The organism is Bradyrhizobium sp. CCH5-F6, from assembly GCF_001556045.1.
Classification (GTDB): Bacteria; Pseudomonadota; Alphaproteobacteria; order Rhizobiales; family Xanthobacteraceae; genus Bradyrhizobium.
Window position 1 is genome coordinate 1 of sequence record NZ_LSIC01000185.1, and the last position, 26,028, is coordinate 26,028.

The 26,028-nt window shown below is 66.1% G+C and carries 26 protein-coding genes and 1 pseudogene; 14 read left to right on the forward strand and 13 right to left on the reverse strand.

Translation table 11 applies throughout. The features are described from left to right. From AX729_RS41415 to AX729_RS31800, 4 genes and pseudogenes are all read left to right on the forward strand, one after another. A pseudogene (locus AX729_RS41415) lies at positions 1 to 91 on the forward strand (chemotaxis protein CheW); the annotation flags it as partial. Between the two features lie 70 nt (positions 92 to 161). Beyond that, positions 162 to 527: a response regulator gene (locus AX729_RS31790; RefSeq protein WP_061028127.1), complete on the forward strand. Its 366-nt coding sequence runs from the start codon at positions 162 to 164 to the stop codon at positions 525 to 527. A 76-nt stretch (positions 528 to 603) separates the two neighbouring features. Beyond that, positions 604 to 1,794, forward strand: a complete 1,191-nt coding sequence (locus AX729_RS31795; protein ID WP_061028128.1) for a protein-glutamate methylesterase/protein-glutamine glutaminase — start codon at positions 604 to 606, stop codon at positions 1,792 to 1,794. Continuing rightward, positions 1,791 to 2,663 carry a CheR family methyltransferase gene (locus tag AX729_RS31800; protein ID WP_061028129.1) on the forward strand — a complete coding sequence of 291 codons (873 nt, stop codon included), beginning with the start codon at positions 1,791 to 1,793 and terminating at the stop codon, positions 2,661 to 2,663. The genes AX729_RS31795 and AX729_RS31800 overlap by 4 nt, the downstream gene beginning before the upstream one ends. A 150-nt stretch (positions 2,664 to 2,813) precedes the next feature. On the opposite strand, the gene AX729_RS31805 is transcribed toward AX729_RS31800, so the two are convergent. From AX729_RS31805 to ctrA, 4 genes are all read right to left on the reverse strand, one after another. After that, the gene (locus tag AX729_RS31805) at positions 2,814 to 3,974 is read right to left on the reverse strand and encodes a glutathionylspermidine synthase family protein (protein WP_061028130.1); all 1,161 of its coding nucleotides are present in this window, start codon (positions 3,972 to 3,974) and stop codon (positions 2,814 to 2,816) included. A 3-nt stretch (positions 3,975 to 3,977) separates the two neighbouring features. Next, positions 3,978 to 4,373 carry a hypothetical protein gene (locus AX729_RS31810; RefSeq protein ID WP_061028131.1) on the reverse strand — a complete coding sequence of 132 codons (396 nt, stop codon included), beginning with the start codon at positions 4,371 to 4,373 and terminating at the stop codon, positions 3,978 to 3,980. 1 nt (position 4,374) lies between these two features. Further along, positions 4,375 to 4,779, reverse strand: coding sequence for a DUF350 domain-containing protein (locus tag AX729_RS31815; RefSeq protein WP_061028132.1), 405 nt, complete (start codon positions 4,777 to 4,779; stop codon positions 4,375 to 4,377). A gap of 160 nt (positions 4,780 to 4,939) precedes the next feature. Then, positions 4,940 to 5,641 carry a response regulator transcription factor CtrA gene (gene ctrA / locus AX729_RS31820; RefSeq protein ID WP_008138878.1) on the reverse strand — a complete coding sequence of 234 codons (702 nt, stop codon included), beginning with the start codon at positions 5,639 to 5,641 and terminating at the stop codon, positions 4,940 to 4,942. A gap of 430 nt (positions 5,642 to 6,071) precedes the next feature. Between ctrA and fliI the strand changes: the two genes are divergently transcribed. The 6 genes from fliI (at position 6,072) to AX729_RS31850 (ending at position 12,302) form a co-directional block, all read left to right on the forward strand. After that, positions 6,072 to 7,397 carry a flagellar protein export ATPase FliI gene (gene fliI, locus AX729_RS31825; RefSeq protein WP_061028133.1) on the forward strand — a complete coding sequence of 442 codons (1,326 nt, stop codon included), beginning with the start codon at positions 6,072 to 6,074 and terminating at the stop codon, positions 7,395 to 7,397. A gap of 121 nt (positions 7,398 to 7,518) precedes the next feature. Continuing rightward, positions 7,519 to 7,938 (forward strand): flagellar export protein FliJ, encoded by a 420-nt coding sequence (gene fliJ, locus AX729_RS31830; protein WP_011084990.1) that lies wholly within the window; start codon positions 7,519 to 7,521, stop codon positions 7,936 to 7,938. A gap of 217 nt (positions 7,939 to 8,155) precedes the next feature. Beyond that, entirely contained in the window at positions 8,156 to 8,701 is a 546-nt protein-coding gene (locus AX729_RS31835) for a sigma-70 family RNA polymerase sigma factor (RefSeq protein WP_061028134.1), read from the forward strand. Positions 8,702 to 8,737: 36 nt separating this feature from the next. Further along, on the forward strand, positions 8,738 to 9,796 hold the full coding sequence (locus AX729_RS31840) for an anti-sigma factor (protein WP_061028135.1): 1,059 nt from the start codon (positions 8,738 to 8,740) through the stop codon (positions 9,794 to 9,796). A gap of 230 nt (positions 9,797 to 10,026) precedes the next feature. Then, positions 10,027 to 10,944, forward strand: a complete 918-nt coding sequence (locus AX729_RS31845; protein ID WP_061028136.1) for an AraC family transcriptional regulator — start codon at positions 10,027 to 10,029, stop codon at positions 10,942 to 10,944. Between the two features lie 140 nt (positions 10,945 to 11,084). Continuing rightward, on the forward strand, positions 11,085 to 12,302 hold the full coding sequence (locus tag AX729_RS31850) for an NAD(P)/FAD-dependent oxidoreductase (RefSeq protein ID WP_061028137.1): 1,218 nt from the start codon (positions 11,085 to 11,087) through the stop codon (positions 12,300 to 12,302). 188 nt (positions 12,303 to 12,490) lie between these two features. Here AX729_RS31850 and AX729_RS31855 read toward each other — a convergent pair whose 3' ends face one another. From AX729_RS31855 to AX729_RS31890, 8 genes are all read right to left on the reverse strand, one after another. Further along, a complete protein-coding gene (locus AX729_RS31855; protein WP_024341740.1) occupies positions 12,491 to 12,694 on the reverse strand; it encodes a hypothetical protein in 204 nt (67 codons plus the stop codon). Positions 12,695 to 12,989: 295 nt separating this feature from the next. Further along, positions 12,990 to 15,131 (reverse strand): flagellar biosynthesis protein FlhA, encoded by a 2,142-nt coding sequence (gene flhA / locus AX729_RS31860; RefSeq protein WP_061028138.1) that lies wholly within the window; start codon positions 15,129 to 15,131, stop codon positions 12,990 to 12,992. A gap of 332 nt (positions 15,132 to 15,463) precedes the next feature. Further along, on the reverse strand, positions 15,464 to 15,766 hold the full coding sequence (locus AX729_RS31865) for a copper-binding protein (RefSeq protein ID WP_061028139.1): 303 nt from the start codon (positions 15,764 to 15,766) through the stop codon (positions 15,464 to 15,466). A 15-nt stretch (positions 15,767 to 15,781) separates the two neighbouring features. Continuing rightward, positions 15,782 to 16,237, reverse strand: coding sequence for a cupredoxin domain-containing protein (locus AX729_RS31870; protein ID WP_061028157.1), 456 nt, complete (start codon positions 16,235 to 16,237; stop codon positions 15,782 to 15,784). A 38-nt stretch (positions 16,238 to 16,275) separates the two neighbouring features. Continuing rightward, positions 16,276 to 17,604, reverse strand: coding sequence for a copper oxidase (locus AX729_RS31875; RefSeq protein WP_061028158.1), 1,329 nt, complete (start codon positions 17,602 to 17,604; stop codon positions 16,276 to 16,278). 13 nt (positions 17,605 to 17,617) lie between these two features. Next, complete coding sequence (locus AX729_RS31880; RefSeq protein WP_061028140.1) at positions 17,618 to 19,042, reverse strand: TolC family protein; 1,425 nt, start codon at positions 19,040 to 19,042, stop codon at positions 17,618 to 17,620. Between the two features lie 9 nt (positions 19,043 to 19,051). After that, complete coding sequence (locus tag AX729_RS31885; RefSeq protein WP_061028141.1) at positions 19,052 to 19,336, reverse strand: hypothetical protein; 285 nt, start codon at positions 19,334 to 19,336, stop codon at positions 19,052 to 19,054. Positions 19,337 to 19,413: 77 nt separating this feature from the next. Then, entirely contained in the window at positions 19,414 to 19,833 is a 420-nt protein-coding gene (locus AX729_RS31890; protein WP_245325480.1) for a hypothetical protein, read from the reverse strand. Between the two features lie 173 nt (positions 19,834 to 20,006). Between AX729_RS31890 and AX729_RS31895 the strand changes: the two genes are divergently transcribed. Further along, positions 20,007 to 21,272 carry an MFS transporter gene (locus tag AX729_RS31895; protein ID WP_061028143.1) on the forward strand — a complete coding sequence of 422 codons (1,266 nt, stop codon included), beginning with the start codon at positions 20,007 to 20,009 and terminating at the stop codon, positions 21,270 to 21,272. 50 nt (positions 21,273 to 21,322) lie between these two features. Here AX729_RS31895 and AX729_RS31900 read toward each other — a convergent pair whose 3' ends face one another. Further along, complete coding sequence (locus tag AX729_RS31900) at positions 21,323 to 21,964, reverse strand: TetR/AcrR family transcriptional regulator (RefSeq protein ID WP_197433728.1); 642 nt, start codon at positions 21,962 to 21,964, stop codon at positions 21,323 to 21,325. Positions 21,965 to 22,214: 250 nt separating this feature from the next. Here AX729_RS31900 and AX729_RS31905 point away from each other — a divergent pair, with 250 nt between their 5' ends. The 3 genes from AX729_RS31905 to AX729_RS31915 are packed head-to-tail and all read left to right on the forward strand — an operon-like array spanning position 22,215 to position 26,018. Continuing rightward, positions 22,215 to 22,712 carry a (2Fe-2S)-binding protein gene (locus tag AX729_RS31905; RefSeq protein ID WP_061028145.1) on the forward strand — a complete coding sequence of 166 codons (498 nt, stop codon included), beginning with the start codon at positions 22,215 to 22,217 and terminating at the stop codon, positions 22,710 to 22,712. After that, entirely contained in the window at positions 22,709 to 23,764 is a 1,056-nt protein-coding gene (locus AX729_RS31910) for an FAD binding domain-containing protein (protein WP_061028146.1), read from the forward strand. The genes AX729_RS31905 and AX729_RS31910 overlap by 4 nt, the downstream gene beginning before the upstream one ends. Further along, positions 23,757 to 26,018, forward strand: coding sequence for a xanthine dehydrogenase family protein molybdopterin-binding subunit (locus tag AX729_RS31915; RefSeq protein ID WP_061028147.1), 2,262 nt, complete (start codon positions 23,757 to 23,759; stop codon positions 26,016 to 26,018). The genes AX729_RS31910 and AX729_RS31915 overlap by 8 nt, the downstream gene beginning before the upstream one ends. The last annotated feature ends 10 nt before the right edge of the window (positions 26,019 to 26,028 follow it).

Genomic DNA, 26,028 nt, shown 5'->3' on the forward strand with positions numbered 1-26,028 from the left:
CGGCGGCGTTCACCGCCTCGACGGACAGCTCATGGTCGTCCTCGACGTCGATCGCGTCCTCGAGCTCGCGCCCGAAATGATGGCGGCCTGATACGGCGGCACTGCCGCCGACGGACTTGCAATTGGAAGTGGCCCCTCAAGGGGAGGAAGCAGAGGTTCACATGCGCACTTGTCTCGTCGTTGACGATTCCAGCGTCATCCGCAAGGTTGCGCGCCGGATCCTGGAGGGCCTCGATTTCCAGATCCTCGAAGCCGAAGACGGTGAGAAGGCGCTGGAAGCCTGCAAGCGCGGCCTGCCCGACGCCGTGCTGCTCGACTGGAACATGCCCGTCATGGACGGCTATGAATTTCTCGGTCATCTCAGGCGCATGCCCGGCGGCGACCATCCCAAGGTCGTGTTCTGCACCACCGAGAACGATGTCGCGCATATCGCGCGCGCGCTGCACGCCGGCGCCAACGAGTACATCATGAAGCCGTTCGACAAGGACATCGTGACGGCGAAATTCCAGGAAGTCGGCCTGATCTGAGCGATCGCCCGAAGGCTGAACGGATCCTTCGGCGCTTGTTTTCAACTGAACCGTTTTCAGCCTGAGTTGGTGAGTAATGAGTGTTGCGTTCGCAGGTAATTCGACTACGAACCCGTCGCGCGAGGCCGGACCGCTGCGGGTGATGATCGTCGACGACTCCGTCGTCATCCGCGGTCTCATCTCGCGCTGGGTCGGCGCCGAGCACGACATGGAGGTCGCAGCCTCGCTGCGCACCGGGCTCGAGGCGGTCAACCAGCTCGAGCGCATCAACCCCGACGTTGCCGTGCTCGACATCGAAATGCCCGAGCTCGACGGTCTCTCGGCGCTGCCGAAGCTGCTGGCGAAGAAGCGCGATCTCGTCATCATCATGGCCTCGACGCTGACACGCCGCAACGCGGAGATCAGCTTCAAGGCGCTGTCGCTCGGCGCGGCCGATTACATCCCCAAGCCGGAGTCGACGCGCGAGGCGTCCGCGGCGGACATTTTCCATCACGACCTGATCCAGAAGATCCGTCATCTCGGCGCGCGGCTGCGTCGCAGGCCCGCGGTTGCGAGCCCGCCGCTGGCGCCCGCGAGCCCGGCTCCGGCCGCACGCGGTCCGATCGCGCGGCCCGCCACGCCGGCGCCCGCCGCGCCTGCCGCCTCGTCAGGAACGGTGTCGACACGTCCGTTCTCGACCCAGGCGCCGAAGGTGCTGCTGATCGGCTCTTCGACGGGCGGTCCGCAGGCGCTGATGTCGCTCGTCGCCGAGCTCGGCCCGGTGATCGACCGATTCCCGGTGCTGATCACCCAGCACATGCCGCCGACCTTCACCACCATCCTTGCCGAGCATCTGGCGCGTTCGAGCCGGCGGCCGGCGAGCGAGGCGGTCGACGGGGAGCCGGTGAAGCCGGGACGGATTTACCTGGCGCCCGGCGGCAAGCACATGCGCGTCGTGCGCAGCGGCGCGGATGTCGCGATCTCGCTCGATGACGGCCCCGCCGTCAACTTCTGCAAGCCCGCGGTCGATCCGCTCTTCACCTCGGCCATCGACGTCTGGCATGGCAACATTCTCTCCGTCATCCTGACGGGCATGGGCTCGGACGGCATGCGCGGCGGCAAGGACATCGTTGCGGCCGGTGGCAACGTGATCGCGCAGGACGAAGCCTCCAGCGTGGTCTGGGGCATGCCGGGCGCTGCCGCCAATGCCGGCATTTGCGCGGCGATCCTGCCGCTCAACCAGATCGGCGCCAAGGTCAATCGCCTGTTCGCGGGAGATCGCTCGTGACGCCTGGGGACTACGACTATTTGCGCAAGTTCCTGAAGGAACGTTCCGGCCTCGATCTCTCCGCAGACAAGCAGTATCTGGTCGAGAGTCGGCTGCTCCCGCTCGCCCGCAAGGCGAGCCTTCCCGGCATCCCCGATCTCGTGCTGAAGATCCGGAACGGCGACGGCCGGCTTGCAACCGACGTCACCGAAGCGATGACCACCAATGAGACCTTCTTCTACCGCGACAAGATCCCGTTCGATCATCTGCGGGATACCATCCTGCCCGGCCTGATCCAGGCGCGGGCGGCGCGCAAGAGTTTGCGCATCTGGTCGGCGGCGTCCTCGACGGGGCAGGAGCCCTATTCGATCGCGATGTGCGTGAAGGAGATGGCGGCGGCTCTGGCCGGCTGGCGTATCGAGATTGTCGCAACCGACCTGTCGCAGGAGGTGCTGGAGAAATCCAAGGCCGGCGTCTACAGCCAGTTCGAGGTGCAGCGCGGCCTGCCGATCCAGCATTTGATGAAGTACTTCACGCAAGTCGGCGAGCTCTGGCAGCTCAATGCCGACATTCGCGCGATGGTGCAGTTCCGCCAGCTCAACCTGTTGCAGGACTTCTCCCATCTCGGCACCTTCGACGTCATCTTCTGCCGCAACGTGCTGATCTATTTCGATCAGGATACCAAGGCGGCGATCTTCGAGCGCATGGCGAAGGTGTTGGAGGCCGACGGCACGATGCTGCTTGGGGCCGCCGAATCCGTGGTCGGCATCACCGATGCATTTCGTCCCATCGCCGATCGCCGCGGCCTTTATCAGCTCAACCCCGTGCGCTCGGGCCGTCCCATGGGGGGATTGATGCCGCAGCCGATGAAGGTTGCCGCTGCGAAGTGATCTGCCTCTTGACCCTCTCCCCTTGTGGGAGACGGGTGAGGGGTTCTCTCCGCGAATGAACGGTTCGCGTTTGAGCTCGCTGAAGCAACCCCTCATCCGACGCTTCGCGCTACCTTCTCCCACAAGGGGAGAAGGAAGAAAGGCCATCCCTCACAAAATTGCATGCGGCAGAAACCGCGAGCGGTTGCCGGTGATCGGGCTTTCGTCCTCGCGGATCGACAGGCCGCAGGGTTCGTGATTCACCAGCCAGCTGCCCACCACCGGATGGAAGCCCGAAAAATTCGGCAGCGGTGACAGCGCCTGCCGCACGAAACCTTCGGCGCCATAGGGGCCCGCCTGCTCGTCGAGCGGCATCCCGCCGGACACCAGCGTGACATTGGCGCCCTCGCGCGACAGCAGCGGCTTGCGCACATAGGACGTGCCGAGCTCGGCGGCGCGCGGATCGTCCTCGAAGAACGCCGGCAGCAGATTGGGATGGTTCGGAAACAGCTCCCACAGCAGCGGCAGGATGCCCTTGTTGGAGAGCACCGCCTTCCAAGGCGGCTCGATCCAGCGCGTCGGTGCATCCTTGAGCTTGGCGCCGAAGGCGTCGTGGAACATCCACTCCCAGGGATAGAGCTTGAAGGCGAGCGCGATGTCGCCATCGTCGAGATCGACGAAGCCGCCGCCCTCGTCGCGCCAGCCGATCTGTTCGATGTCGAGCAGTCTGGTCGAGAGCCCGGCCTGGCGTGCGGTGTCTTCGAGGTAAGCGAGCGTGCCGGCGTCTTCCTCGTTGCCGGTGATGCCGGTGAGGTGGACGCGGCGGCCAGCAGCGATCTCCTTCCATGCCGCGATCAGCCGCTCATGAATGGAGTTGAATTGATCTGCGCGCGACGGGACGACGCGACGTTCGATCGCCTGCTCCAGCCAGGTCCATTGGAACACCGCGGCCTCGAAGATCGAGGTCGGCGTGTCCGCGTTGTATTCGAGCAGCTTTGCCGGCGACTTGCCGTCGAACTTCAGATCGAGCCGGCCATAGAGGCTGCGGTCGTCCCGCTTCCAGCTCTCGGCGATCAGGCCCCAGAACGCTTCCGGGATCTTCAAGCGCCGCAAATGGCGCTCGTCTTCGATGACGCGGCCGGCAAGTTCGAGGCACATCGCGTCGATCTCGCCGGTCGGCGCCTCGATGCCGCGCTCGATCTCGTCGAGCGTGAAGCCGTAATAGGCGCGTTCGTCCCAATAGCGTTCGCCGTCGATGGTGTGGAAGACGAAGCCGCACTGCGCCGCGGTCTCTCGCCAGTCGTCGCGCTCGAGACAGGTGATGCGCCGCATGGATCAGCCGCCGCCCGAGAAGCCGTGGCCGAACGAGCCGAAGCCGCCGCGGCTCACGCTGCTGTGCCCGGAATCGGACGACGTTCCCGACGAGGAATGGCTCGAGGAATCGCTGCTGAAGAAACTCGATCGCGACGACCAGCGCGAGCCGCTGCCACCGGACGAACCGCTCCGGCTGCTGCACGCGGTGCTCGTTTGCGTCGAGGCTTCCGTTCCGGGAGGAGGAGGCTGCTCGCAGTTCTGCCGCGGCATCAGCGTGTAGGCGGTGGTGCCGACCGCGATCGTGCCCATCACCAGCAGCGCGACATGCCCGGAACGCTTCAGCGGCGGCCGCGCAGGCGGCGGCTCGGCCACCGGCCGGCGCTTGCCGAACTCCTTCTTGGAGGATTTGTCGGCCATGTCAGTAGATCATGCTGGCGGCGTTGAGCAACCCCGCGGCGAGCGAGGACAGCCCGAGCCAGATTGCGGGCGCAAGCTCGCCGGCCGAGATCCGCGCCGACAGATTGGGGACCGGAACTTTCACGAGAAAGAACACGATGACCTGCACCACCAATGCGATCGTCGCCCAGATCAGGCAATCCAGCACGTTGGCCGAATGTGCGATGGCGCTGACCAGCGGTGCGACGAAGCCGAGCAGGCTGAGGCCGAGCGCGATCGCCGCGGCCGGCTCGTTGTCGCGGATGAGCTGGAATTCGTTGTGCGCCGTGATGCGGGTGTAGACGAACAGATAGGCCACGACCGCGATCAGCCCGGTGCAGAAATAGACCAGGAAGGCAGGCAGGCCGGCGAGTGATTGCAGGATCATCTTTCCCCCATCGTGCAGCGACCATTCGTCGGCAGGAGGAGGTTAGTGGTTCAAACCTTAAGCTTCGGATGAAGCAATGCCCAAAAAACAAAAACCCCGCCATTTGCGGCGGGGAGGCTGGGAGGAGCGAGCCCCGAGGGCTCGCGACGTAAACCCAGGATCAGGCGGGAATGCGCTCTTCGTGCTCGTGCGGCTCGCGCAGCACGTAGCCGCGGCCCCACACGGTCTCGATGAAGTTGCGGCCTTCGGAGGCGTTGGCGAGCTTCTTGCGGAGCTTGCAGATGAAGACGTCGATGATCTTCAGCTCCGGCTCGTCCATGCCGCCATAGAGATGGTTGAGGAACATTTCCTTGGTGAGGGTCGTGCCCTTGCGGAGCGAGAGCAGCTCCAGCATCTGGTATTCCTTGCCGGTCAGATGCACGCGCTGGCCGCCAACTTCCACCGTCTTGGTGTCGAGGTTGACGACGAGGTCGCCGGTCTGGATGACCGACTGGGCGTGGCCCTTGGAGCGGCGCACGATCGCGTGGATGCGGGCCACCAGCTCGTCCTTGTGGAAGGGCTTGGTCATGTAGTCGTCGGCGCCGACGCCGAGACCCTTGACCTTGTCCTCGATGCCGGCGAGGCCGGAGAGGATCAGAATGGGTGTCTTGATCTTGGAGACCCGGAGCTGCTTGAGCACGTCGTAGCCGGACATGTCGGGCAGGTTGAGGTCGAGGAGAATAATGTCGTAATCGTATAGTTTACCGAGGTCGACGCCTTCTTCCCCCAAATCGGTCGTGTAGACGTTGAAGCTTTCCGACTTCAACATCAGCTCGATCGACTGCGCGACGGCGCTGTCATCTTCAATCAGCAAAACGCGCATGCCAGTTCCCCATAGTCGCCGCTCCTGGGCGTCAGGTCGGCCGCATTCGCGGCACTCAACAAAACGCCTTTGAACAACTGATTCGGATCCTGACGACAGATGGTTAACAAACTCTGATTCTGGAACGCAAGTCCCCGCGGATGCAATTTTTGTCGAATCGCCCTAAGGTCTTGTGCGCGAAGCAGCTTTCGTCACCTTTGCCGTTCAAGTTCCACTTTAAGAGACGGGCCTAACCGACTCCCGCGACTCAGCCTTCTTCTGAAGGGGAGTCACGCTCAGTCACAAAGACAGTGACGCAATGATTAATGATGCGGGTAAACACGAAGTTAAGCGCCGTTCAGAAATATGGCGAAACTTAAGGTTTTCACCGTGAAGGCCCGGATGACCCAAGCGCGCTCCTTAACGAAGGCCCACCGATGAAGGCTCACCGATGAAGGCTCTTGCCGAACAGATCGGCGACATCGACGGCGTCAACATCTACGGCCGCGTGGTCGGCGTGCGCGGATTGATGGTCGAGGTGGCCGGTCCCATCCACGCGATGTCGGTCGGCGCGCGGCTCGTGATCGAGACCGGCGCCAATCGCACCATTCCCTGCGAGGTGATCGGCTTCTCCGGCAACAATGCCATCGTGATGCCGTTCGCCGGGCTCGACGGCGTGCGCCGCGGCTGCAAGGCCGTGATCGCCAACGCCGCCAATCTCGTGCGGCCCTCTCCGGCCTGGCTCGGGCGCGTCGTCAACGCGCTGGGCGAGCCGATCGACGGCAAGGGGCCGTTGCCCCAGGGCGCTTCGCCAATGCCGTTCCGCAATGCGCCGCCGCCGGCACATTCGCGCAAGCGCGTCGGCGCTCCGCTCGATCTCGGCGTGCGCGCGATGAACACCTTTCTCACCTGCTGCCGCGGCCAGCGCATGGGTATCTTCGCCGGCTCCGGCGTCGGCAAATCGGTGCTGCTCTCGATGCTGGCGCGCAACGTCGATGCCGACGTCAGCGTCATCGGGCTGATCGGCGAGCGCGGCCGCGAGGTCCAGGAGTTCCTGCAGGACGACCTCGGCGAGGAAGGCCTCGCGCGTTCGGTCGTGGTTGTCGCGACCTCGGACGAGCCGGCCTTGATGCGGCGCCAGGCGGCCTATCTGACGCTCGCGGTCGCCGAATATTTTCGCGACGAGGACAAGGACGTGCTCTGCCTGATGGACTCGGTGACGCGCTTCGCCATGGCGCAGCGCGAGATCGGGCTATCCGCCGGCGAGCCGCCGACCGCCAAGGGCTACACGCCGACCGTTTTCACCGAGCTGCCGAAGCTCTTGGAGCGCGCCGGGCCGGGCCTGGGGGAGGGCGCCATCACGGCGATCTTCACGGTGCTGGTCGACGGCGACGACCACAACGAGCCGATCGCGGATGCCGTCCGCGGCATCCTCGACGGTCACATCGTGATGCAGCGCTCGATCGCCGAGCGTGGCCGCTACCCCGCGATCAACATCCTCAAATCCGTCTCGCGCACCATGCCGAAATCGGCCGATCCGCAGTTCTGGCCCGTGATCCAGCGGGCGCGCCAGGTGATGGCGACCTATGCCGACATGGAGGAATTGATCCGGCTCGGCGCCTACCGGGCCGGCTCCAGCCCGGAGGTCGACGAGGCGATCCGCCTGCACGAGCCGCTCGAAGCCTTCCTGCGCCAGCGCAAGGACGAAAATGCATCACTGGCGGACGGCTATCGCCAATTGGCCCAAATCCTCGGCAATTTGGAAACGGAACGCTAACTTTGTCAGGTCATCATCCGATCCCACAGAGTAGCAGAGCCGGTCTTGGTCCAAATCGGGCCTCTGGGGTGACCGGTGCCGTCCCACGTGCAGCGGGGGGACTTCTGGGGAGTACGAGTCGATGAAGTCACGAGATACCCTCATTCGCCTGAAGAAATTTCAGGTCGACGAGAAGCGCCGCCGGGTCACCCAGATCGAGACCATGATCGCCGACTTCCAGCGCATGTCGGTCGATCTCGAGCGCGAGATCCAGACCGAGCAGGAGCGCGCCGGGATCAACGATCCCTCGCACTTCGCCTATCCGACCTACGCCAAAGCCGCGATCCAGCGCCGTGAAAACCTGACCCGCTCTGCCGACGAGCTCAAGGGTCAGCTCGACGAAGCCAAGGCCGCGCTGGCCGAGGCCTTCGAAGAGCTGAAGAAGGTCGAACTGCTCGACGAGCGCGACCAGGCCCGCGAGCGCGCCGAGGAGAACGCCCGTGAGCAGGCCGACCTCGACAGCATCGGCCTGATGCGCGCCCGCATCGGCGCCGTCGCCTGACGGCGCCCGCAGCCAGACCGCCGAGAATTCCGCAAAACCCGGACCCGCAAGGTCCGGGTTTTCGTCTTTGCTGTCCACAGTGTGGTGCCGCGCCCCTTGGTGGTCGGCTTTGCCGCGCGCTATGGTGGCAGGGATGAATGCTATGCCAGCGAGGCGGTGTTCACCTCTCCCCGTCGGGGAGAGGTGAAGTGCGACGGGCCGCGTGTCGGGGGGCTGAATGCTGACGCCAGCAGAGCTGGTCGGGCTGATTGAGGCGACGGCGACGGGCGACCAGGCCGCGTTCGAGCGCCTCTACGCCGCCACGCGCGCGAAACTCTATGGCGTCGTGCTCCGTATCTTGCGCCGACAGGATCTGGCGGAGGAGGTCATTCAGGAGACTTACGTCAAGGTCTGGAACAGCGCCGGCCAGTTCAATCCGGCCCTGTCGTCGCCGATCACGTGGATGGTCTCGATCGCGCGCAACCGAGCGATCGACATCGTGCGCAAGAAGTCCGAAGCCTCCATCGAGGAGGAGCCTCAGGCGATGGAGGTCGCGGCCGAGAGTCCAGATCCGCTGGCGCGCCGCGAGATGACCGAGGAGCTGAAGCGGCTCCTGGAGTGTATCGGCCGGCTCGAGCCGGACCGTCAGAGGCTCGTGCTTCTCGCCTATTACAACGGCTGGAGCCGCGAGCAGTTGGCGGAGAAGTTCGCCGCGCCCGTCAACACGGTGAAGACGTGGCTCCGGCGCAGCATGCTGGACATTCGGGAATGCCTCGGACTGTGATGGCCTGATGATGAGGATGGTTCTGGAACGCAATTGATGGCCTACACGGACGACCATATCGCGCTCGCCGCGGAATACGCGCTCGGCACGCTCGACGCCGAGGAGCGCGCGCAGGTCGAGACCATGATGGCGGTGGATGCGGCGTTCGCCGAGATCGTGCAGGCATGGTCCTATCGGCTCGGCGTGCTCAACCAGATGGTCGGCTCGGTCGAGCCGCGTCCGATCGTGTGGGAGAACATCAGGTCCGAGATCGCACGCACGGCCCTTGCGCATGAGCCGTCCGCGCTCGCCGAGCCTCCGCCGCCGCCCATACCGGAATTGCCCTCGCGAGAGACTGCGTCGTCAAAATCCTCGAGCGAGGATGAGCAGCCCCCGGAGACGACGCATCCCGAAGCCGGGTCGCCGGAGACGTCGCGTCCCGAGCCCGACGCGATACCCGACATCGCGCCGCAGTTCATCCCGCAGGTCCACGCGCCGGACCTCGACGTCGTCCGTGCGCCACAGACGGGCATCGTCGACGATGGCAATGTGATTCGTCTCGAACGGCGCGTGAAGCGCTGGCGCACCATCGCATCCGCCGTCGGCACGCTTGCGGCTGCGCTGCTCGTGACGCTGTCGCTCCAGATCTTCTATCCCGACGCGCTGCCGGGCGGCTTGCGTCCCGCGCCGCGCATCCAGACGGTGGAGGTGAAGACTCCGGCCGCGCCGCTCGCCGCCTCCGCGCAATACGTCGCGCTGTTGCAGGGTCAGGGCGGCGGCCCCGCCTTCATCCTCACCATCGACGGCGCGACGCGGAATTTCACGGTGCGGAAGGTCGGCGCGACGCCGGAGCCTGGCAAGAGCTTCGAGCTCTGGCTGATCTCGGACAAGCTGCCGCGCCCGCGTTCGCTCGGCGTCATCGGCGCGAGCGATTTCACCGCGCGTCCGTTGCTCGCCTCCTACGATGCCGAGGTCGTCAACGGCGCGACCTACGCCGTCACCGTCGAGCAGGCCGGCGGTTCGCCGAACGGCGAGCCGAGCTCGGCCCCGGTGTTCTCCGGCAAGCTGATCGAGACCGTGCCGCCCACGCAGCCGCAGGCGCCCGCGCAGAAATAGGTGTGTAGCCCGGATGAGCGAAGCGACATCCGGGACTTGCGTTCTCGCATGTCGCTGCGCTCATGCAGGTCGGCGTGGCAATTGTCGCCACGGTCCATCTTCTCGTCGCGTCCCGACAAGCCCCGCCAAATCCGCCCCCAATTTGAACCTCACCGCGATTGCCGGCGTCAAATTCCCGGAATTTGCAGTGGGCGCCGCCGATCGCGATGCCGGAGAGGGCTAGAAATCACATGGATGCAGCGAGAACGCCGGGCATCTTCCTTCACCAATATGCGGGGTTGCCGCACGGCCCGGCGTTCGAGCATTGGCGCGAGCGGGCCTTTGGCCCTTGCGGCCTGGATATCGCGCCGAGCCGCGGCGACAGCATCGATTGCCGGCTCCAGATCAGCGTCGTCGACAACATCGCGCTCGCCATTCCGGAAGGCGCCTCCGCGCAATATTCCCGCACGCAGAGCCACCTTGCCGACGGCAGCGACGATCTCGTCCTGATCGCGGCACATGCGGGGCTCGTCCGCGTCGGGCAGAACGGCCACACCGTCGAGCTCGCGCCCGCCCAGATGGTGCTCGTCGACATGAGCGTGGCCGGGACCGTCGGCCACACCGATGAGGATCGTTTCACCAGCATTCGCATGCCGCGCCGCGCGCTGCTCGACGTCAATCCGCGCGCCGAGGACAAGCTTTCGCAGGTGCTCTGCGACGGTGCGGTCGCCGAGACCATCTTCCGCTACCATGCGCTCGCCGCCAACCAGGCGCCGCATCTCGATGCGGTGGGCCAGCGCCTGACGGCGCAGCATATGGTCGATCTCGTCGGTCTCCTGCTCGGCACAGATGCTGAGCATGCAAACCGCGCGCGCGGCCGGGGACAGGCGGCGGCTCGGCTCGATCTCATGCGCGCCGAGATCGCGGCGCGTTCCGGCCTCAGTCCGCGCCAGGCGCAGCGCCTGTTCGAGCAGGCCGGCACCACCTTCACCGAATTCGTGCTGGAGCAGCGCCTGCTCCACGCCCGCAAGCTGCTCGGCGATCCCCGCGCCAGGGCGCGCAAGATCAGCGACATCGCGCATTCCTCGGGCTTTGCCGATCTGTCCTATTTCAATCGCGCCTTCCGCAAACGCTTCGGCGCGACGCCTTCGGAACTGCGCGAGGCGTGAGCCGGCCCGGGTAATTTTGCCCTGCACCTCGCTGCTGCCGCAGTTGGTCCGTCCGCTCGAATGAGCTATATCTGGCTGCGGCGGATCGCTCGATCGCATATCGATCCCGCGGATGGATCTGTTCGAAAGGCGTAGGCGAGATGGCGCGTATCGTCGTGCTCGGCGCCGGGTTTGCAGGCCTGTGGGCGGCCATCGGCGCGGCGCGCAAGCGCGAGGAGATCGGGGCGAGCCGCGACGTCGAGATCCTCCTCGTCGACCGCAATCCCTATCACAACATCCGCGTACGCAATTACGAGGCCGACCTCGGCGAGGTCGCAATCCCGCTGCCGCAACTGCTCGATCCGATCGGCGTCAGACATGGCATCGGCGAGGTCGAAGCGATCAATCCGGCGCGGCGCGAAATCTCGCTGGTCACGAGCGGCGGCGAGGAGACGCTGGGCTATGACCGCCTCGTGCTGGCGCTCGGCAGTGAGGTGATGCGCCCCGACATTCCAGGCCTTGCCGCGCACGCCTTCGACGTCGACACTTATGTGGCGGCGCTGCGTCTCGAGGATCATCTCGTCTCGCTCGGACGCAGCGCGCCATCGCCGGGGCGTTCGACGGTGGTGGTGATCGGCGCCGGCTTCACCGGCATCGAGGTCGCTGCCGAGATGCCGGCCAGGCTGGCGCGTGCCGGCATCACCGGCAGCCGCCGCATCGTCCTGGTCGATTCCAATCCGGTCGTCGGCGCCACCATCGGCGCGCATGCGCGTCCCGTCATCGCGACGGCGCTCGCCTCGCTCGAGGTCGAGACACGGCTCGGTCTGCGCGTCACATCCGTCGAAGCGGCCGGCGTGCACCTGAGCTCGGGCGAGTTCATTCCGACGCAGACGGTGATCTGGTGCGCCGGCATGCGTGCGAGCCCACTGGCGGCGAGCTTTCCGGACGCGCGCGATCGTCTCGGGCGCATCCTCGTCGATCCCTTCATGCGGGTTGCGGATGTCGCTGGCGTGTTCGCGGCCGGCGACGTCGCCTCGAGCGTCATCGACGGGCTGCATCCGACCGTGATGTCCTGTCAGTTCGCGCGTCCGATGGGCCGCTTCGCCGGCCACAACGTGGTGGCCGATCTCGCCGGCCTGCCGATGCTGCCGCTGCGGATCGACTGGTACGTGACCGTGCTCGATCTCGGCGGCTGGGGGGCGCTCTACACCGAAGGCTGGGACCGCGAGGTCCGCGCCACCGGCGCCGCCGCAAAGGCGACCAAGGAGACCATCAACCGCAGGCGCATCTATCCGCCGCTCACCGGCAGCAAGGAAGACCTGTTCGCCGCCGCCGCGCCGACCGTGCAGCCGCCGCCACCGACTTATGGGACGCGGTGAAAATCTGTTTGAGGCTGGTTTGAGGACGACGGCTGAGCGTCTCGCGAGACACCCCAGACGTGAGAAAGCGCCCGTGGGGGGCGGGCGCTTTCCGTAGTCGACTTGGGGTTGGGGTCGTCTACATATCCACGTGGCGACTTTGGGGGGCTGGTAAAGAGCCGCGTGAATTCCTGAAACTCATGTCTCCCTTAGCGAACGAGTGACGTGTTCGCGCTGGTGATGGTGACCGGCTTGCCGGCCTTCATGACGCGTGCAGTCTGGGTGAGGCCCTCATCCGAGCTCGTCGCGCGCGCAGTGATGCCAAGGCCCGCAACCGCGATACCGGCAACAAGCGCAACCACCACAATCTTGAGGTGGGTCGAGCGATCGGCGCTGTAGATCGAGTGGTTCATGGAAGCCTCCTGCCGCCATCTACCCGAAGTAGTCGCCAGCCAGTTCAGGCAGGTTCATGCTTCCGGTGCCCCAACAACCTAGTATTGGGCGGATTCGTTCCCAAGGGGCGATCACAAGAGCGTGAAAGGACGTGATAGATCGCGATCTGAACGGGGCCCTGATCGTTCGATTATATAATTATTTCAAAGCTGTAATGTGAATGCCGGCGCCCCTTTCGGGCTTTCATCGATGGGGCGCCGGGAACTCAAAAACCATTTGCCTGTGGCCGAAAAACACACGGCTTCTTAAGGCAAATCAGATGCTTCCGACCGTTTTCAGCCTCGCCCTGGGGTGGATCTCGGCCTGCGACAGGACCGTCGTCTGGGCCCGGAACCGCTCGACGAGCGAGCGCACGAAGGGGCGAATTGCCGCGGAGGTGACCAGCACCGGGGCCTCGCCCTCGCGGGCGGCCCGCTCGAAGGCCTCGCGCACGGCGGTCATGAACTCCGACAGTTTTGAGGGCTGCATCGCGAGGCTGCGCTCCTCGCCCTGGCCGATGATGGACTCGGCAAAGGCCTGCTCCCATCGTGCCGACAGGGCGATCAGCGGCAGATAGCCGTTGTACGAGGTGTTTTGCGCGCAGATCTGCCGCGCCAGACGGGCGCGGACGTGCTCGACCATGGTCGCGGGATTGCGCGAGAAGGCGAGCGAATCGGCGATGCCTTCGAGGATGGTCGAGAGGTCGCGGATCGAGATGCGCTCGGCGAGCAGGAGTTGCAGCACGCGCTGGATACCGGAGACCGTGACCTGTCCGGGGACGATGTCCTTGACCAGCTCGCTCTGTTCCTTCGGCAGCTCCTTGAGCAGCTTCTGCACCTCGCCATAGGAGAGCAGGTCGGACATGTTGGCCTTGAGCAACTCGGTGAGATGGGTCGAGAGCACGGTCGCGGCGTCGACCACGGTGTAGCCCTTGAGCGATGCCTCTTCCTTGAGGCTGGCATCGACCCAGGTCGCCGGCAGGCCGAAGGTCGGCTCGGTGGTGTGGATGCCGGGCACCTGCACCTGGCTGCCGCCGGGATCCATGACCATGAACTGGTTCGGCCAGATCTTGCCCGTGCCGGCGTCGACCTCCTTGATCTTGATGATGTAGGTGTTGGCCTCGAGCTGGACGTTGTCGAGGATGCGGACCGCCGGCATCACGAAACCCATCTCGATCGCGAGCGAACGGCGCAGCGCCTTGATCTGCTCGGTGAGCCGGTCGGTGCCGTCGGGACCGTTGACCAGCGGCAGCAGGGCATAGCCGAGCTCGATCTTGAGGTCGTCGATCTTGAGTGCGGCCGAGATCGGCTCTTCGGTCGCAGCGGCCCCCGGTACGCCGGGCTGACCAGCCACGGGTGCCGCCTTGGCGATTTCCTCGGCCCTGGCGGTGACACGGTTGCGGTTGCGGGCGTTCCAGGCCAGCGCGCCGGCGCCGGCGCCGAGCGCCAGGAAGGGGAGGGTCGGAATGCCCGGCAGGGCCGCCAGCACCAGCATCACCGCCGAGGACATCGCGAGCGCCTGCGGATAGCCGGAGAATTGCTTCATCAGCGCCTTGTCGGCGGCACCGGAGACGCCGGCCTTGGAGACGAGCAGGCCGGCCGCGGTCGAGACGATCAGCGCCGGCACCTGGGTGACGAGGCCGTCACCGACCGTCAGCAGCGTGTAGGTGCGGCCGGCGTCGGCGAAGGACATGCCCTGCTGCGCCACGCCGATGATCATGCCGCCGACGACGTTGATGAAGACGATCAAGAGGCCGGCGATGGCGTCGCCCCGGACGAACTTGGAGGCACCGTCCATGGCGCCGAAGAAGCCGCTCTCGTCCTCCAGCTCCTTGCGCCGCTCCTTGGCGACCTTTTCGTCGATCAGTCCGGCGGACAGGTCGGCGTCGATCGCCATCTGCTTGCCGGGCATGGCGTCGAGGTGGAAGCGCGCGGCGACTTCGGCGATACGGCCCGAACCCTTGGTGATGACGACGAAGTTGACGATGATCAGGATGGCGAAGACGATGATGCCGATGACGAAATTGCCGCCCATCACGAAGTTGCCGAAGGCCTCGATGACGTGACCTGCGGCGGCCGTGCCCTCGTGCCCGTGCGACAGGATCAGGCGGGTCGAGGCCATGTTGAGCGACAGGCGCAGCATGGTCGAGATCAGGAGGACGGTCGGGAACGCGGAGAATTCCAGCGGTGCCTGGATGAACAGCGACGTCATCAGGATCAGGATCGAGAGCGTGATCGAGATCGCCAGGAACAGGTCCAGCACGATCGCCGGCAGGGGCAGGATCAGCACCACCAGGATGGTGAGGACGCCGAGCGCCAGCGCGATGTCGCCGCGCTTGAGGATGGTGACGATCTCGTTGAACGAAGGGATGCCCGGCTTTGCGCTGCCTACGCCTTGACCCGCGGTGACGTCGACCATGGAAACTGCCTCCCCGCGCGACTGCCGTCCGCGCGCCCCAAACGTCTGCGCGGCGGCCGATGGGCCGCCGTTTCGAAAGTGAGGCACCGCACTGGCGTCCACGGGGTTCCTCCCGTTCTAACGCGGCCGACGACACTCGACTTCACCCGGCAATTTTTGCCCGGTGTATGGTTAGCAAAGGGTTAACGGAGGGGCCGGTGGGGGTGTGCCGGGCCAAGTTCGTCATTCCGGGGCGCCCGACGGGCGAAACCCGGAATCCATCGGCCGGCGGCGTTGGTGGATGAATGGATTCCGGGCTCGCGCTACGCGCGCCCCGGAATGACAGGCGGCCCCTACCTCGCCTTCTGTATCTTGGTGACCGTGTAGCCCGACGTCGCCTCCTCGGCCTCGAAGGTCACCTTGTCGCCGACCTTCACCTGCTTGAGCATCGCTGCGTCCTTGACGCGATAGACCATGGTCATGGGCTCCTCCATGCCGAGGCTCTTGGCCGGTCCATGCCTGAGCGTGATCTTGCCGGCGCCTTCGTCGATCTTCTTCACCTCGCCGCTGATCGCGGCGCCCTCGGCTGCGAGGGCTCCAGCGGCAACGTTCAACGTCATCGCGAGCGCAGTAGCGATACGAATGATGCGGTTCATGCGGGTCTCCCTTCGTTACTTGACGGCGACGTGGCCGACCATGCCGTAGTCGCGGTGGTCGGGGATCAGACAGGAAAATTCGAACGTGCCGGCCTTGCTGAACTTCCAGAGGATCTCGGCGGTCTTGTTCGGCGCGAGCCGCACTCCATTGGGGTCGTCGTGCTCCATGTGCGGATGCTTCTTCATCTCCACCGCATGCGCGAGATTCTCCTTGGTCGTGGCGAGCAGGAATTCGTGGTCCTCCTTGCCGACATTGCGCAGCACGAAGCGGATCTGCTCGCCGCGTTTGACCTCGATGCGGGCGGGTGTGTAGTCCATCTCGTTCATCAGGATCTCGATGGTGCGGGCGGGCTTCTTGGGATCGCCGGGCTCGCCCGCCGAAAAGGTCATGTGGCCGTGCTTGTCGTGCGCAAAGGCCGGTGCGAGCGAAAGCGCCGCCAGCGAAAGCCCGAGCTTGATCGTGGTCTTCATCGTAGTCTCCAGTTGGCGCTTCATCGAAACGCTCACATCTAGTGCTTCATCGGCGCGTTGACCGGCTTTTGTCGGGCCGGCTCTGCGGCCGGCGCCGTGACCTCGTAGGCGACGGTGCCTTGCGGAAATTTGTACGGACCGGGATCGCGGTAATCGTCGCGCGCGAGGTCCTCGCGGATCTTCATCACGGTGAACATGCCGCCCATCTCGATCGGCCCGAACTGGCCGGTGCCGGTCATCATCGGCAGCGTGTTGTCGGGCGTCGGCATCTCCATGTTGCCCATCGCCATGCCGGTGGAGCCCATCGCCATGCCGTCAGGCGCGAGCTTGCCGACGGCCTTGGCGAGATCCTTGCGCGACACGCCGATCAGGTTGCGCACGTCGTGTCCCATCGCGTTCATGGTGTGATGCGACTTGTGGCAGTGGAACGCCCAGTCGCCGGGATTGTCGGCGAGCACGTCGAACACCCTGACAGCGCCGACCGGCACGTCGGTGGTCGTCTCCGGGATCTGTGCGCTCTCCTGGATCCAGCCGCCGTCGGTGCAGGTGACCGCAAAGCTGTGGCCGTGCAGATGGATCGGATGGTTGGTCATGCTGAGATTGCCGATGCGCACGCGCACCTTGTCGCCGAGCCTGACCGGGAGTGGATCGATGCCGGGAAATACCCGCGCATTCCAGGTCCACATGTTGAAGTCGGTCATCTCGTTGACATGCGGCAGATAGGTGCCGGGGTCGACGCGATAGGTGCTGATGACGAAGACGAAGTCGCGATCGACGGGCCGGAAGCCCTGGTCGCGCGGATGCACCACGACCATGCCCATCATGCCCATCGCCATCTGCACCATCTCGTCGGAATGCGGGTGGTACATGAAGGTCCCGCTCTTCTTCATCTCGAACTCGTAGACGAAGGTCTTGCCCGGCTGGATGTGCGGCTGGGTCAATCCGCCGACCCCGTCCATGCCGCTCGGGATGATCATGCCGTGCCAATGCACGGTGGTGTATTCGGGCAATCTGTTGGTGACGAAGACGCGGACCTTGTCGCCCTCGACGACCTCGATGGTCGGGCCAGGCGACTGGCCGTTATAACCCCACAAATTCACCTTCATGCCCTCGGCGAACTCGCGCACCACCGGTTCGGCGACGAGATGGAATTCCTTCCAGTCGCCGTTCATGCGGAACGGCAGCGACCAGCCGTTCAGCGTGACCACGGGGCGATAGTCCGGACCGCTGATCGGATGCAACGGCGGCTGCATCACCGCCTTGTCCATGCTGGGCGCTTCCGGAATCGAAGCGGCCTGCACGCGGCCGCTGATGGCCGACGCGCCGGCAAGCGCGGCGCTGCCCAGGAATCCTCGGCGAGAAAACATGCTGGTCTCCATCTCAATGGCCGCCGCCGGCAGGCGCTGCCGCGGCGATGGCGGTGGGAACGTCGCCGGCGACGGTCGGCACGCCGCCGCCGTTGACGGCGGTCTGCAAATCGGCCTGGGCGAGGAAGAATCTCTGCCGGGCGTCGATGGCCCCGCGCAGCGACGCGAGGCGCTGGCGCGCCTCGGTGAGCAGCGCGAAGATGTCGACCTGCATGCTGGAGAAGCGCAGCTGCATCTCCTCGGTGATGATTTTTCGCAACGGAATGATCTCACGCTGGTAATGGCTGGCGATGTCGTAGGTGGAGCGATAGACACGATAGGCATCGCGCGCCTCGGAGCGGACGTTGACGGCGCGCTCGGTCAGGCGGTTGAAGGCGAAATTGTAGGTCTCCGCCGCCTGACGCACGCGCACCTCGCCGCCGTCGAAGATCGGAATCTGGAACAGCACGTCGAAGCCGCGCTCGCGGAACGGGCTGCCTTCCGGATCCTGGGTGCGGCGGGCGATGCCCGCGAGATCGAGCAGCGTGACGAAGCGCGTCGCCTCGGTGAGGTTCAGGGCCTTCGCCAGCGCCGCCAGCTCAAGCCGTGCGATCTGCAAGTCGACACGATGCGCCACTGCGTCGGCCTCGATCCAGGGCAAGGTCAGCGGCCGGCGCGGCAGCGGCGGCAACGCGTTCGGCAGGCGGAAGTCGAGGCCGTCATCCCACAGGCCCATCAGACGCGCCAGCCTTTCACGCGCACTGGCTGCCATCTGGCGCGCCGTTGCGAGATCGGCGGTGGTTTCGGCATAAAACACCTGCTCGCGGGCCTGGTCGAGCTTGTTGAGCGAGCCGGTTTCGCCGAGCTTGACCGCAAGCTGTGCGGTGGATTCCGCCGTGGCCTTCGCGTCCGTCAGCAGGGCCACCATCTCGTTGCCGCCGACGGCGCGGACATAGGCGCGGCGGACGTCGGCGGCGAGCCGCAGCGTCGCCAGCGCCGCGCGCAGCTGGGCTCCGCGGAAACGGTCGCGGGCGATGTCGGAGCGGAAAGGCAGGGTGGCGAGCGCGAGGATGTCGCCGACCACCTGGCGCTCGATCTCGCTGGCGCCGTTGCCTGATACCCGCGAGATCGAGAAGACAGGATTGGGCGGCAGGCTCTGCTCCACCAGATCGGTCTCGGCCAGCGCCAGCTCGTTATAGGCGGCTTGAAGTCCCCTATTGTTGAGCAACGCGATCTGCACGGCGGAATCTGCGCTCAGCGTCCGCGACAACAGCTGGCGCACGCGCGCGTCGACCGTCGCGGCTCCCTCGGCCGTCCGCACGAAGGCGACGTCCTTGTTAATGGCCTGGCTGGTCAGCTCGGAGACGGCAGTCATGCCGCCGTCGGGCGTGAACGCGGCGCAGCCGGACAAGCCGAGCGAAGCGAGAACGAGCAGGCTTCGCGCGAGATGATGTACCATGACGCGCTCCTACCGCTGTTGTTTCGGCTGCGGCGTGACATTCTCATTGCGCTCGCGCCATGGTGCCGGCGTCGCAGGCCGCAGGCTGGTGTATGGCGCGATCGTCGACCGATAGCCGACGGGTGCGACCCTGGCCGCGGGATCAGCAGGATCCGCGGCGGCGATATGTGTCGTTGCCGGCATGCAGCCGGACAACGCGAGCGCAATCACCGCCAGCAGCGGCCAACAAAATGGAAAGTGTCCTCCGCGCGCCGCGGATGCGGCGGCGGACTTCACCCCGGAAAGCGTAAGCATGATTCATTCCTGATCTGTCCTGGAGACCACAGCTTCGCGCGCGCAGACGCGCGCTCGGCCGAAATCGTGGCGTCAGATCAGGCGATGGGAGGGCGGTAGTGCAGGGGCGGGGCCGCACTGTGCAGGCTGGCCGCGATCTCGGGCGCGCAGGCAGAGACAGGCAAGAGCGGCTTGGCGACGGAGGGCAGATCGGCCGGCAGCGCGCTGACGCACATCATGGCGCAGCACGGTCCGGCCGTCCCCTTGCCGCCATGATGCTGCGGCGCGGGCCCATCTTGCGCGGCGGTGTGGTGATGCGCATGGGACGCTGCGTGGTCAGGCGAGGCGTCGCCATGCATGTGGGCGTGCGTCTGGTGGTGCACCGGCATGGCATCAGCGAGCTGGGCCTCGTCCGCAAGACACGGTGCCGGACCGCTGCCCCAGGCGAGGGCTGCCGCCGGCGCGATCACGCAGAACAGATAGGCGAGGGCAACGAGGCGCCCCACCCTGATCCGCATCGATCGTGTCAATCGCCGCAACATCGGCTGCCATGTTCTCCGCGCGGCAATGTTGCACACGCTAGATTGCAAACTAATGGCAAAGCGCGGTTCCGCCAAGCTCTTCTTACCGCAGTGCACCGCGCATGCCCAATATCGCAGCGCGATGCTTGACCGGGAGGCGGGCAGCGAACATGGTCCGGCCCGTGCTTGCGCCAAGTGATCCAGGACAGAGACCGGCCTCCTTCACCCCTGATTCCCGTCAGGCCTGGGTGAGGCTCGGCCTTGCGCTCGTGATCGGCTCGATCGGCGCGGTCGGCATGTGGGCCGTCGTGGTCGTGATTCCCGTGGTGCAGGCGGAATTCGGTGCCACGCGCGGCGCGGTGTCGCTGGCTTTCACGCTGATGATGTTCGGCTTCGGCCTCGGCGGCGTCATCGCCGGCAAGATCACCGACCGATTCGGCATCGTGCCGGCGATGGCGATCAGCATCGCCTTCCTCGGCGTCGCCAATGTGCTCGCGGGACTATCGACCGCGCTTTGGCAGTTCGTGGCGGCCTATTTCCTGATCGGGCTCGGCACCTCGGCGACCTTCGCCCCGCTGATGGCGGAGGCCTCGCACTGGTTCGAGCGCTACCGCGGGCTGGCGGTGACCATCGTCGCCAGCGGCAATTACGTCGCCGGCGCGATGTGGCCGCCGATCGTGAGCTGGGGCACGCAGGAGATCGGCTGGCGTTACACGCATATCGGCATCGGATTCGTCTGTGCGAGCACGATGGCGGTTCTGGTCCTCGTCCTGCGTGCGCAGATGGGCGACGACAAGGTCCGCAACCATGCCAATGCGGCGCCGCCGCCTGTCGACCTCAAGCTCTCGACCAACACGCTCACGGTGCTGCTCTCGATCGCGTCCATCGCCTGCTGCGTCGCCATGGCGATGCCGCAGGTGCATATCGTCGCCTATTGCGGCGATCTCGGCTACGGCGTGGCGCGCGGCGCCGAGATGCTGTCGCTGATGATGGCATGTGGCATCGTCAGCCGAATCGGCTCGGGCTACCTCGCCGACAAGATCGGCGGCATCCGCACGCTCCTGGTCGGATCGCTGGCGCAGGGTTTTGCGCTGGTCTTCTATCTGTTCTTCGACAGCCTGACCTCGCTGTATCTGATCTCGGCGATGTTCGGCCTGTTCCAGGGCGGCATCGTGCCGAGCTACGCCATCATCGTGCGCGAGGCGATGCCGGCGAGCGAGGCGGCAACGCGCGTCGGCATCGTGATCTTTGCGTCCGTGTTCGGCATGTCCTTCGGCGGTTGGGTTTCCGGCCTCATCTTCGATGCCACCGGATCCTACGCCGCGGCGTTCGCGAACGGCGTGGCGTGGAATGCGCTGAACGTCAGCATCGTCGTGCTGCTGCTGATCCGCTCGCGGATGAGCGCGGCAAAAACCGGCGCGGGTTTCGCGACCTAGTCCGTCTGGCGTGTCTTCACAGCAGCTTCTTGCGAGCCAATCGCTCCCGGCTATCGTTTCCGCTTCGCGCCCGGCTTCGCGGGTTTGGCGACGGCGCGCGTCTTGGGCTTGGCGCCCGCCTGCACCCGCAGACCGTCGACGAACACGTCGAGCATCCGCAGCACCGAGGATTGCCAGCCGGGCTGGTCGTGCATGTAGCACATGCCGACGAGCGTCCGCAGCAGGTCCTCCGGGCTGATGTCGCCGCGCATCTGGCCCGCCGCGACCGCGCGGTCGAGCAGCGAGCCGATCGCCCTGGTCAGCCGGTCCATCGAGAACGCCGCGAGCTCCGATGAGCTCTGGAACGTCAGCGCCAGCGCGGCCGACATGCCTTTCTTGGTGGCAACGAACTCGACGTTGGAGCGCAGCCAGCGCCTGAGCGCGTCCACCGGGTCCTTGGCATTCTTCAGTTGCTCGGCAAGCTCGCTGAGCTGCTCGACCTCGCGCCGGTAAACCGCCTCGAACAAATCTTCGCGTGTGGGAAAATGTCGATAGAGGGTACCGATGCCGACGCCGGCGCGTTTGGCCACGGCCTCCAGGCTCGCGTCGCGGCCTCCCGTGCTGAACACCACCTTGGCCGCTTCGAGCACCCGCTCGCGATTGCGCACGGCATCGGCGCGCGGCTTTCGGGTGTGGTCGGCGTGGTCGTCCATGCCGGCAATGTAGATCACGAATTGGTTAGATTGAACCCTTGATGCACCCATAGCCGGCTTATCGCGTTGGTAGCGCACGGGCTTTTGACGAATTCCAGATATTTTTCCGGCGGCTCTTGTTAAGCGGAGGGCGCCTCCGTATCTCCGCTATGTCGCCTGGGCCAAACTCCCAGGTCGGCGCGGATCGACGGTGGCCACGGCGGTGGCGCGCTGCGCGATCACCCATGTCCAAATCTGATCGGAGCCTTGTATGAACCACTCCATCAGCCTTACCGTGAACGGTGCGCGGCGCGATTTCGTCCTCGACGATCCGCGCGTCACGCTGCTCGATCTCCTGCGTGAGCGCCTCCATCTGACCGGAACCAAGAAGGGATGCGACCGCGGCCAGTGCGGCGCCTGCACCGTTCTCGTCGACGGCAAGCGCATCAACTCCTGTCTCGCGCTCGCCATCAGCCACGACGGGGCCGACATCCTCACCATCGAAGGGGTCGCCCGCGGCGACCAGCTTCATCCCGTGCAGGCCGCCTTCATCGCCCATGACGGCTTTCAGTGCGGCTTCTGCACGCCCGGCCAGATCATGAGCGCGATCGGCATGATGAGCGAGGCGCAAGCCGGCAACGATCCCGAGCGCATCCGCGAATGCATGAGCGGCAATCTGTGCCGCTGCGGCGCCTATGCCGGCATCGTCGAGGCCGTGCTGGAAGCGCAGGCCGGGATGGACGAAACCAATCAGAGGCGCTCCGCATGAAACCGTTCGACTATGTCAGGCCGGCCACGGTCGCCGAGGCCGTTGCTGCTGCCGCGCAGCCGGGCGCGGTTTATCTCGCTGCCGGCACCAACCTGCTCGACCTCATGAAGGGCGGCGTCAGCCGACCGGACCGGCTGGTCGACGTCACGCATCTCGACGGGCTCGATCAAATCGAGACTCTCGCCGACGGGTCGTTGCGCATCGGTGCGCTGGTGAGCAACGCCGATCTCGCGCATGACCCTGACTTTGCGAGATCCTATCCCGCCGTCGCCGAAGCCTTGCTCTCCGGCGCGTCGGCTCAGTTGCGCAATGCCGCAACCGTGGGCGGCAACCTCTTGCAACGGACGCGCTGCGCGTATTTCTACGATACCGCCAGCCGCTGCAACAAGCGCGAGGCCGGCAGCGGCTGCGACGCGCGCGAGGGCGAGAACCGCAGTCACGCCGTGCTCGGCTGGAGCGAGAGCTGCATCGCCACGCATCCGTCGGATTTCTGCGTGCCACTGGTCGCGCTCGACGCCGTCGTCGAGATCGAGGGCAGGAACGGCCGTCGCGAGATCGCGCTCGAAGAACTGCATCGCCTGCCCGGCGATGCGCCCGAGCGCGAGTCCGCCCTTGAGCCCGGCGATCTCATCGTCGCAGTGCGCCTGCCGCCCGCAGCGCGCGGATTCTCCGCGCATGCGCGCTACCTCAAGGTCCGCGAGCGTACCTCCTACGCCTTCGCCGTCGTCTCGGCCGCTGCCGCGCTGCGGATCGAGAACGGCAAGATCGCGGAGGCGCGCCTCGCGCTCGGCGGCGTCGCCGCAAAGCCCTGGCGCACTCGGGCAGCGGAAGACGTGCTCAGGAACGTAGCGCCTACGGCCGACGCGTTCCAGGAAGCCGCCTGGCGTGCGCTCGCCGACGCAAAGCCGTCCGGCGATAACGCCTTCAAGATCGAGCTGGCGCGCCGCATCGTCGTGCGCGCGCTGTCCCTCGCCGCCGCCGGTACGCCTGCGCGTCTCCCCGCGCTGCCGGCGTCTCCCTTTGCCTCCACTTCCGGAGCCATCCATGCCTGAGCTCAATCTCTCCAGCGCGCCCGCCCATCTGCGGCACGGTTCGAACATCGGCCAGCCGCTGACCCGCCGTGACGGCATCCTCAAGGTCACGGGGCGAGCGACCTATGCCGCCGACAATCATCCGCCCGGCATGCTGTTCGCGGTGATCGCTGCGTCCAGCATCGCGCGCGGCCGCGTGGTCTCGCTCGATGTCGCGGCAGCCAAGCGTCATCCCGGCGTCGTCGACGTCATGACGCCGAGCCACAAGCCGCCGCTCGCGATCGATCCCGAGACCAAGACCAATCCCTTCGTCTTCCGGATGGAGGTGTTGCAGAGCGACGAGGTCCGCTACGCCAACCAGCCCATCGCCGTGGTGATCGCGGAGACGCTGGAGGCCGCGACGGAAGGAGCGGCGTTGCTGGCGCCGCGTTACGAAGAGTTGCCTGCGCTCATTGGCCTCGATGCCGGCGACAGCTTCGTGCCGCCGGTCGTCGGCGTCGGCAATCCCACGGAAAGCCACCGCGGCGATGTCGAGGCAGGCCTCGCCTCGACCGAGAAGCAGATCGACGCAACTTACGAAACGCCGCCGCAATATCACAACGCGATGGAGCCGCATGCGATCGTGGCGCACTGGGACGGCGACAGGCTGTCGGTGGACATGCCGACCCAGGGCCTGATGCTGTCGCTGGCGCGCATCGCCGAATTGTTCGGCATCGCGCACGACAAGATCCACATCCGCAGTCCGTTCCTCGGCGGTGGTTTCGGCTCCAAGGGATTCATGGCCGGCCCGCAGACCCTCGGCATCATGGCCGCCAAGCTGGTCGGCAAGCCGGTCAAGCTCGTGCTACGTCGCGAGCAGATGTATGGCCCCGTCGGCCACCGCGCGCCGACGCGCCAACGCCTGCGCCTTGGTACGGACGGCGAGGGACGCCTGACGGCGCTCGATCATCACGCCAGGACCGTGTCGAGCACCTTCGACGATTTCTACGAGCCCGCCGCCGATGCCTCGCACACGCTCTATGCGGCGCCCGCGATCCGCACCTCGCACGATGCCGTGCGCGTCAACACCGGCACGCCGCTGTTCATGCGGGCGCCGGGCGAGGCGACCGGCTCGATCGCGCTGGAAAGCGCGATCGACGAGATGGCCTGGGCCTGCGGCATGGATCCGCTCGCTTTTCGCCTCAAGAACTACGCCGAGGTCGAGCCGATCACCGGCAAGCCGTTCTCCTCGAAGGCGCTGCGCGCCTGCTACGAGCAGGGCGCGGCACGGTTCGGCTGGGCGAAACGTCCGCTCCAGCCGCGGCAGATGCGCGACGAGGCCGGCCTGCTGGTCGGCTGGGGCATGGGCACCGCCACCTTCCCGGCGTTGATGTTCCAGGCCGAGGCGCGTGCCGTGATCCGCCGTGACGGTTCGGGCGCCATGGAGATCGGCGCGCATGACATGGGGCAGGGCGCCTGGACGGCGCTGGCCCAGATCGCGGCCGACGAACTCGGGCTCGACATCGATCGCGTCGAGTTCAAGGCCGGCACATCCGATCTGCCCGATGCCGGGATCGCCGGCGGCTCGGCGCACACCGCGACGGCGGGGGCGGCGATCCACAGTGCCGGTGCGGCCGTGATTGCCAAGCTCGCCGATCTCGCGACGGGTGACGAGCGTTCGCCGCTGTTCGGCGCCGGCAATGCCGGCGTGATCGCGCGCGACGGCCGGTTGCTGCGCCGTGACGACCAAAGCCGTGGCGAGAGCTACGCCGAGATTCTCGCCCGCGCCGGTGTCGCCGAGGTCGAGGCGCGCGGCACCGGCGCGCCGAACCCCGCAGCGATGGAGGAATATGCGATGCACGCCCATGGTGCGGTGTTCGCGGAGGTGAAGGTCGATCCCGAGCTCGGCCAGGTCCGCGCCACCCGCATGGTCGGCGCGTTCGCTGCGGGACGCATCGTCAATCCTCGCATGGTCCAGAGCCAGCTGTTCGGCGGCATGATCTGGGGCCTGTCGTTCGCACTGCACGAGGAGGCGATCACCGACCGCCGCACGGGCCGGATCATGAACGCCAATCTCGGCGAGTACCACGTCCCCGTGAATGCCGACGTGCCGCCGCTCGACGTGATCACGGTCGAGGAGCACGATCCGCACGTCAATGCGCTCGGCATCAAGGGCGTCGGCGAGATCGGCATCACCGGCAGCGCCGGTGCGGTTGCCAATGCGGTCTGGCACGCGACCGGCGTGCGTGTCCGCCGCTTCCCGGTCCGGATCGAGCAATTGCTGACGCAGCGCTGAGGCGGCGGGC

Bases quoted from the DNA above. Each gene is read 5' to 3' on its own strand.
- fliJ (WP_011084990.1), top strand. From the start codon at position 7,519: ATGAAGTCACGAGATACCCTCATTCGCCTGAAGAAATTTCAGGTCGAC.
- AX729_RS31910 (WP_061028146.1), top strand. From the start codon at position 22,709: ATGAAACCGTTCGACTATGTCAGGCCGGCCACGGTCGCCGAGGCCGTT.
- AX729_RS31835 (WP_061028134.1), top strand. From the start codon at position 8,156: ATGCTGACGCCAGCAGAGCTGGTCGGGCTGATTGAGGCGACGGCGACG.
- AX729_RS31885 (WP_061028141.1), bottom strand. From the start codon at position 19,336: ATGCTTACGCTTTCCGGGGTGAAGTCCGCCGCCGCATCCGCGGCGCGC.
- AX729_RS31850 (WP_061028137.1), top strand. From the start codon at position 11,085: ATGGCGCGTATCGTCGTGCTCGGCGCCGGGTTTGCAGGCCTGTGGGCG.
- AX729_RS31880 (WP_061028140.1), bottom strand. From the start codon at position 19,042: ATGGTACATCATCTCGCGCGAAGCCTGCTCGTTCTCGCTTCGCTCGGC.
- AX729_RS31790 (WP_061028127.1), top strand. From the start codon at position 162: ATGCGCACTTGTCTCGTCGTTGACGATTCCAGCGTCATCCGCAAGGTT.
- AX729_RS31815 (WP_061028132.1), bottom strand. From the start codon at position 4,779: ATGATCCTGCAATCACTCGCCGGCCTGCCTGCCTTCCTGGTCTATTTC.
- flhA (WP_061028138.1), bottom strand. From the start codon at position 15,131: ATGGTCGACGTCACCGCGGGTCAAGGCGTAGGCAGCGCAAAGCCGGGC.
- AX729_RS31840 (WP_061028135.1), top strand. From the start codon at position 8,738: ATGGCCTACACGGACGACCATATCGCGCTCGCCGCGGAATACGCGCTC.
- ctrA (WP_008138878.1), bottom strand. From the start codon at position 5,641: ATGCGCGTTTTGCTGATTGAAGATGACAGCGCCGTCGCGCAGTCGATC.
- AX729_RS31900 (WP_197433728.1), bottom strand. From the start codon at position 21,964: ATGGACGACCACGCCGACCACACCCGAAAGCCGCGCGCCGATGCCGTG.
- AX729_RS31915 (WP_061028147.1), top strand. From the start codon at position 23,757: ATGCCTGAGCTCAATCTCTCCAGCGCGCCCGCCCATCTGCGGCACGGT.
- AX729_RS31810 (WP_061028131.1), bottom strand. From the start codon at position 4,373: ATGGCCGACAAATCCTCCAAGAAGGAGTTCGGCAAGCGCCGGCCGGTG.
- AX729_RS31870 (WP_061028157.1), bottom strand. From the start codon at position 16,237: ATGAAGACCACGATCAAGCTCGGGCTTTCGCTGGCGGCGCTTTCGCTC.
- AX729_RS31905 (WP_061028145.1), top strand. From the start codon at position 22,215: ATGAACCACTCCATCAGCCTTACCGTGAACGGTGCGCGGCGCGATTTC.
- AX729_RS31805 (WP_061028130.1), bottom strand. From the start codon at position 3,974: ATGCGGCGCATCACCTGTCTCGAGCGCGACGACTGGCGAGAGACCGCG.
- AX729_RS31845 (WP_061028136.1), top strand. From the start codon at position 10,027: ATGGATGCAGCGAGAACGCCGGGCATCTTCCTTCACCAATATGCGGGG.
- AX729_RS31895 (WP_061028143.1), top strand. From the start codon at position 20,007: ATGGTCCGGCCCGTGCTTGCGCCAAGTGATCCAGGACAGAGACCGGCC.
- fliI (WP_061028133.1), top strand. From the start codon at position 6,072: ATGAAGGCTCTTGCCGAACAGATCGGCGACATCGACGGCGTCAACATC.
- AX729_RS31855 (WP_024341740.1), bottom strand. From the start codon at position 12,694: ATGAACCACTCGATCTACAGCGCCGATCGCTCGACCCACCTCAAGATT.
- AX729_RS31795 (WP_061028128.1), top strand. From the start codon at position 604: ATGAGTGTTGCGTTCGCAGGTAATTCGACTACGAACCCGTCGCGCGAG.
- AX729_RS31865 (WP_061028139.1), bottom strand. From the start codon at position 15,766: ATGAACCGCATCATTCGTATCGCTACTGCGCTCGCGATGACGTTGAAC.
- AX729_RS31890 (WP_245325480.1), bottom strand. From the start codon at position 19,833: ATGCGGATCAGGGTGGGGCGCCTCGTTGCCCTCGCCTATCTGTTCTGC.
- AX729_RS31875 (WP_061028158.1), bottom strand. From the start codon at position 17,604: ATGTTTTCTCGCCGAGGATTCCTGGGCAGCGCCGCGCTTGCCGGCGCG.